The sequence below is a fragment of the Faecalibacterium butyricigenerans genome (genome assembly GCF_020687345.1).
In the GTDB taxonomy this organism is placed as follows: Bacteria; Bacillota; Clostridia; order Oscillospirales; family Ruminococcaceae; genus Faecalibacterium; species Faecalibacterium butyricigenerans.
Genome location: NZ_JAJEQL010000058.1, coordinates 1 through 5,190 on the forward strand (window position 1 = coordinate 1; position 5,190 = coordinate 5,190).

Sequence of the window (5,190 nt, forward strand, 5' to 3'; positions counted from 1 at the left end):
GCGGAGCCGTAAACCGGAGAAGTACAAAAAATGCGTTTAGCGAAGCGGCTAGCATTTTTGTGCTTCGACAACTCCTTCGGGGTCTGAAAGGGGCGAGTAGCCCCTTTCTCGTGCCTCCCGCGCCTCGAAAGTAGCGGGTGCTTTTCTGGTTCTCTTTTGGCACGCAAAAGAGAACTTAGCCTTACCGAAAGAGCGCTCTATCCCGCGCACAGGCGCGTGAAGCCGTTCATAAGAAAATAAAAACTTAGCCCCGCGTAACCGCGCTCTAACCCCGCGCCACCAGCGCGCAAAACGCCGTTTTCAGAAAACGCTCCCCACCGCATATAAGCTCTTGACCAGATCGTCTCGATACAGCGGATCCTCCGGTTCAAGGCTGTTGATGACCACCCCGCCGCTGACTGCGGCTCCGGTGGAGTGGATGTATCTCCCTTCCCCAAGATAGAGGGCCACATGGCCCGGGAAGAAGAGGGCGTCACCGGGCTTCTTGTCCTCGAACGCCACCTCATGCATCGGCCAACCCTCGACGATCTTGGCGTCCCGGTAGATGAGGACGCCGCACTGCATATAGGCACTGCTGACGAGTCCCGAGCAATCAATGCCCCGGCCCGACTTTCCGCCCCAGCGGTACTCGGTGCCCCTATATTTCTTCGCCTGTGCACAGACCGCAGCCCGGAAGGCATCCTCGCTGCCGCCGTACCAGCGGGCCACGGCGTCGGGCACCAGCCGCTCGGCCGTCGTGGTCAGCGCCTCAGCCAGCGCGTCATTGAAGGCCAACCCCTCTCTCTGGGAGAACACCGCCGTCATCTCGTACCGCACCGGCTCCAGCGCCACATCCCGGACGTAGCCCGCCCGGCCATCGGTCAGCAGGACCTTTGCCCAGCCCTTGTGGGCCTCGGCCTCTTCAGCGGTCTCGTGCTGGCGGCGGAGGACGCCGCCCCGCTCCAGCTCCAGCATCCGCACCCCCTGCACCTTCGGCAGGCTGAGGACGTCCGTGGCCCGGCCCACGAGAACGAGGTCTGCCCCCAGATACTCCCACAGCTCCTCCTCTCGGACGAACTGCAGCTCCCGCTGCTCCACATAGCCGTGATAACCGTAAAAGCTGACCACCTCGGCCACATCCGGCGGCAGCAGGACGCCGGCGGCGGTCACGCCGCCGGGCACAGTCCGCACCTGACAGGCCTGCCCGTACAGACCCTCGTCTCCGATGGTGGAGACAAGCCCTGCCTCGCCCTCTTTGATGGTCTGGGGCAGGTCGTAAATGGTGCCCACCGGCACCGAAAACAATGCGTATTTCATCCTTCGCTCCCTTCCAGCAGCTGCAGCAGCTCGTCCGGCCGCATCGAGAGGATGGCACCATCGGCGGTGCCGGTCACGGTGTCGGCCAGCGACTGCTTGGCCTGCTGCAATTCCACGATCTTTTCTTCAATGGTGTCCTGTGCAATGAGCTTATACACCTGCACCGGGTTCTGCTGTCCGATGCGGTAGGCGCGGTCGGTGGCCTGATTCTGCGCGGCCACATTCCACCACGGGTCGTAGTGGATGACGATGTCCGCCGCCGTCAGGTTGAGGCCCGTGCCGCCCGCCCGCAGCGAGATGAGAAAGACGCTCACCTCGCCGCCGTTGAACCTCCGGACAAGCTCCGCCCGGACCGGCTTCGGCGTCGAGCCTTGGAGGGTAAAGTGGCTGATGCCCTCGGCATCCAGACGCTTTGCCAGCAGCTCCAGCATGGAGGTGAACTGGCTGAACAGCAGGATGCGGTGGCCGCCCTCCACGGCACCGGAAATCAGCTCCACGCAAGCATCCAGCTTGGCGCTGCCGCCCTCCCAGTTGTCCGCGATAAGGCGCGGGTCGCAGCAGATCTCCCGCAGCCGCATGAGGACAGCAAACACCGCCATCTTGTCCTCCGGCTTTGCGGCGCGCAGCTTCTCCCTAGCGTCCACCACCGCAGCCAGATAGAGCTTCCGCTGCTCTTCTTCCAGCTCGATGCGGTAGACGTTCTCGGTCTTGGGGGGCAGCTCCTTCAGCACATCCGCTTTCATCCGGCGGAGGATGAAGGGGCCGGTCAGCTGATTGAGCCGCCGGACGGCAGTCTGATCCTCCTCCTGCACGATGGGCTTCTCGAACCGGCTGCAAAAGCTTTTATAGGGCGGCAGATAGCCCGGCATCAGGAAGGAAAAGATGCTCCAAAGCTCGCCAAGCCGGTTTTCCACCGGCGTGCCGGTGAGGGCGAACCGTACCCGGCTGCGCACCTTGCAGACGGCCTTATATTTCTGGGTGGTGTGGTTCTTGATGGCCTGCGCCTCATCGAGGATGCAGGCGTAGAACTCCTGCCCCTCGTAAAGAGCCTCATCCCGGCGCAGCAGGTCGTAGCTCGTCACCACGAGGTCGGCGGCGGGCCAGCTCTCAGCCAGCGCAGCCCGGTGGGCTGCGTCGCCGTCCACCACCACGCAGGTCAGCTCCGGCGTGAACTTCCGGCACTCCTCGGCCCAGTTCAGCACCAGCGAGGCCGGGCAGACGATGAGGCTGGGCAGCAGCCCTTTGCCCTCAGTCTGGCCGCTCTGCTTCATCGCCAGCAGGTAGCTCAGCACCTGCACCGTCTTGCCCAGACCCATATCATCGGCGAGGATGCCGCCCATCCCGTAGCTGTCCAGCGTCCGCAGCCAGCGGTAGCCGTCCCGCTGGTACTTGCGCAGGGTCTTTTGCAGCGAGGCAGGCGGGGCATATTCACTGTCCTTGACCGCGTGGAAGCTCCGGCTGATCCGCCGGAAAGCGTCGTCCCGGTCGAACCGCACGCCGGTCTGTCCCGAGAGCGCCCAGTCTAGGCTGGGTGCACGGTAAAGGGGCAGCCGGGCGTGGCTCTGGCCCAGCTTTGCGCCGGAAAGCTCCAGCGTCTCGTTCAGCTCGTCCAGCACTTCCAGCGAGTCGTCCAGCCGCAGCAGGCGGCCATCCCGCAGGCGGTGGTAGCGCTTTTTCTGGTGGAGCGACTTCAGCAGGGCCTTCAGCTCACTCACCGGGAACTCGCCGGTGTCCACCTCCAGATCCAGCACGCTGCCCTGCACCGACACGCTCACCGAGATCTTCGGCGGCGCGGCCTGCAGGTCGCGGAATGCATCGCTGAGGTAGACCTCGCCCTCTGCCAGCAGGGCCGGCACGCCCTCTTCAAGGAAGGTGACAAGGGTATCCTCGTCGTCCGTGCCGTACTCTGCGGGGCTGGTATCGGTCTGCTGGGGCAGATAGGTCTGAAGCAGCCGCCCCGCCCGCCGCTCTGCCCGGGCGTCCCGCAGTAGATCCGCCGGAGCCGCAAAGGGCGTCACCTTATCCTCCCCGTACAAAAACTCCGGGTGGGCGCGGATGGCCCCCATGTGGGGCGCATCCAGATAGAACTGCACCACCGGCTCGAGGGGAATCTGATTCAGCAGCAGCCGGTCAGGGTCGTCGATGGTAAGCTTTCGGCCCAGTTCCGGCAGCACAAAGCTGCAGAAGGATACCGCGTCCTTGCTGGTGAAGAAAAGTCCGCTGCCGCAGAGCGCATTCAGCGCGGGCAGCAGCCGGGCCGCATCGGCCCGTTCCAGCTTCCAGATGGTGTCCTCGTTATAAAGATAGCTGTAGTCGAGGCCTTGCAGGGTGTGCAGGCTTGGTTCCACCACGATGTGCACGCCGCCCCGCTTCTTCTCGACCTTCAGGGTCAGCGGGGGCAGGCCCTTGCGCAGCTCATAGCCGCCCACCTCGCCTCGCGGCTCGTACAGGGCCGCCAGCGCGTCCAGCAGCTCCCCCGAAAGCGGTACGCAGCCGGCCGGGCCGTTTGCGATGCTGCGGGTGGGACGGCCTGTGGCCGCCTCCACGCTCTTCACGGTGTCCTGCTGACGGCGCAGCAGGGTCAGGATCCTCTGCGCTTCGGGGGTAAAGGCACTCCATCGGTGGACGAAGGCCAGCGTTTTGCCGTAGCTGACGCTCCGCTCCTTTTCGATTGCCGACAGCAGTTCCGGGATGCTTTTTACGACATACTGCCGCCCGCCGTCCGAAATGCGGAGGCGCAGCAGCGGCGGCTGGCCCCAGTCATCGAGGATGAGTTCGGGTTCCAGCTCCGCGAATCCTCTCTGCTGGCTGTCCGAGGCCGTCAGGCTCTCCACCTCGGCCAGCGCGTCTTCCTGATAGGCCCGGAGAAGCTCCTGCGCCTGCAGATCTGACACCGGCTCGTCGCCACGCCATTTCCTGCCGAACAGCATCTCAAGTCCTGAGGCATAGCTGTCCTTCCGGGCTGCGGCCTCCTTGGCAAATTCCGTCCCCCGCTGCACGCCCGGAATATCCAGCGCCCTGCGTTTTTCTGGCTTCGGCGCAGCTTTTTCTTCCGGTTCGGCTGTATCCTTCAGCAGCAGCGCACCGATGTGCTTGCAGCAGGGGCCTTCGCCGTTTTCATTGAAAGGGCAGGTGCAGCTCGCGCTGACAAAGCTTCCGTTCTGACGCAGCCATGCCTGTGTACGGTAGACATTCCGGCCGCTGCCCCGCACGTCGGCGCTCAGATGACGCACGCCGTTCTCCGCCGTCTCACATTCCATCCCCTGCACCCGGTTTTCGTATGCCTTGGCCCGCGCATAGATCGTGCTGCCCAGCAGATAGCGGATCTCTTCTCTGTCCATGCCTCTGCCCTCCCTCTCCCAAGCGTTCTATTGGTTAAGCATACCGCACCCGCCGACCAGATGCAAGAGCTTTGGACGAAAAAAGTCCCGCACGCTCTCGGTAAAACGTGCGGGATGCTTTTACAAATTTTCTTTCAGCTGCTGAGCAAAAAGAAAACCGCCCTGAGAACTCTCAGAGCGGCATATTCAAGTCGGCGACTACCTATTTTCACAAGCCGTTTCCAGCTAACTATCTTGGGCACGAGTGAGCTTAACTACTGTGTTCGGAATGGGAACAGGTGGAACCTCACCGTCATCGTCACCGACCATATGACTAGCTAAGTATATCATTTCTGATTTACTTTGTCTAGTGTTTCAGAAGGACGTGCCTTCAAAACTGAATAATCACTGCTTACATTTTTTCGTTGACTCTAAGAGTCTCAAGCGAATTGTGGTCAAGCCCTCGACCTATTAGTACACGCTTGCTGAATGGATCACTCCACTTACACATCGTGCCTATCAACCTTGTAGTCTTCAAGGGGTCTTACTTGTTTAAAACAATGGGATATCTTAT

At 62.2% G+C, this 5,190-nt stretch carries 2 protein-coding genes and 2 rRNA genes; all 4 read right to left on the reverse strand.

What is annotated here, in order from left to right:
- Nucleotides 1–300: 300 nt before the first annotated feature.
- Nucleotides 301–1,296: a C40 family peptidase gene (locus LKD23_RS12570; RefSeq protein ID WP_227621920.1), complete on the reverse strand. Its 996-nt coding sequence runs from the start codon at nt 1,294–1,296 to the stop codon at nt 301–303.
- Nucleotides 1,293–4,637: a DEAD/DEAH box helicase gene (locus tag LKD23_RS12575; protein WP_227621921.1), complete on the reverse strand. Its 3,345-nt coding sequence runs from the start codon at nt 4,635–4,637 to the stop codon at nt 1,293–1,295. The genes LKD23_RS12570 and LKD23_RS12575 overlap by 4 nt, the downstream gene beginning before the upstream one ends.
- A 189-nt stretch (nt 4,638–4,826) precedes the next feature.
- Nucleotides 4,827–4,943 (reverse strand): 5S ribosomal RNA (gene rrf / locus LKD23_RS12580).
- Between the two features lie 124 nt (nt 4,944–5,067).
- Nucleotides 5,068–5,190: ribosomal RNA gene (locus LKD23_RS12585) — 23S ribosomal RNA — on the reverse strand; the annotation flags it as partial.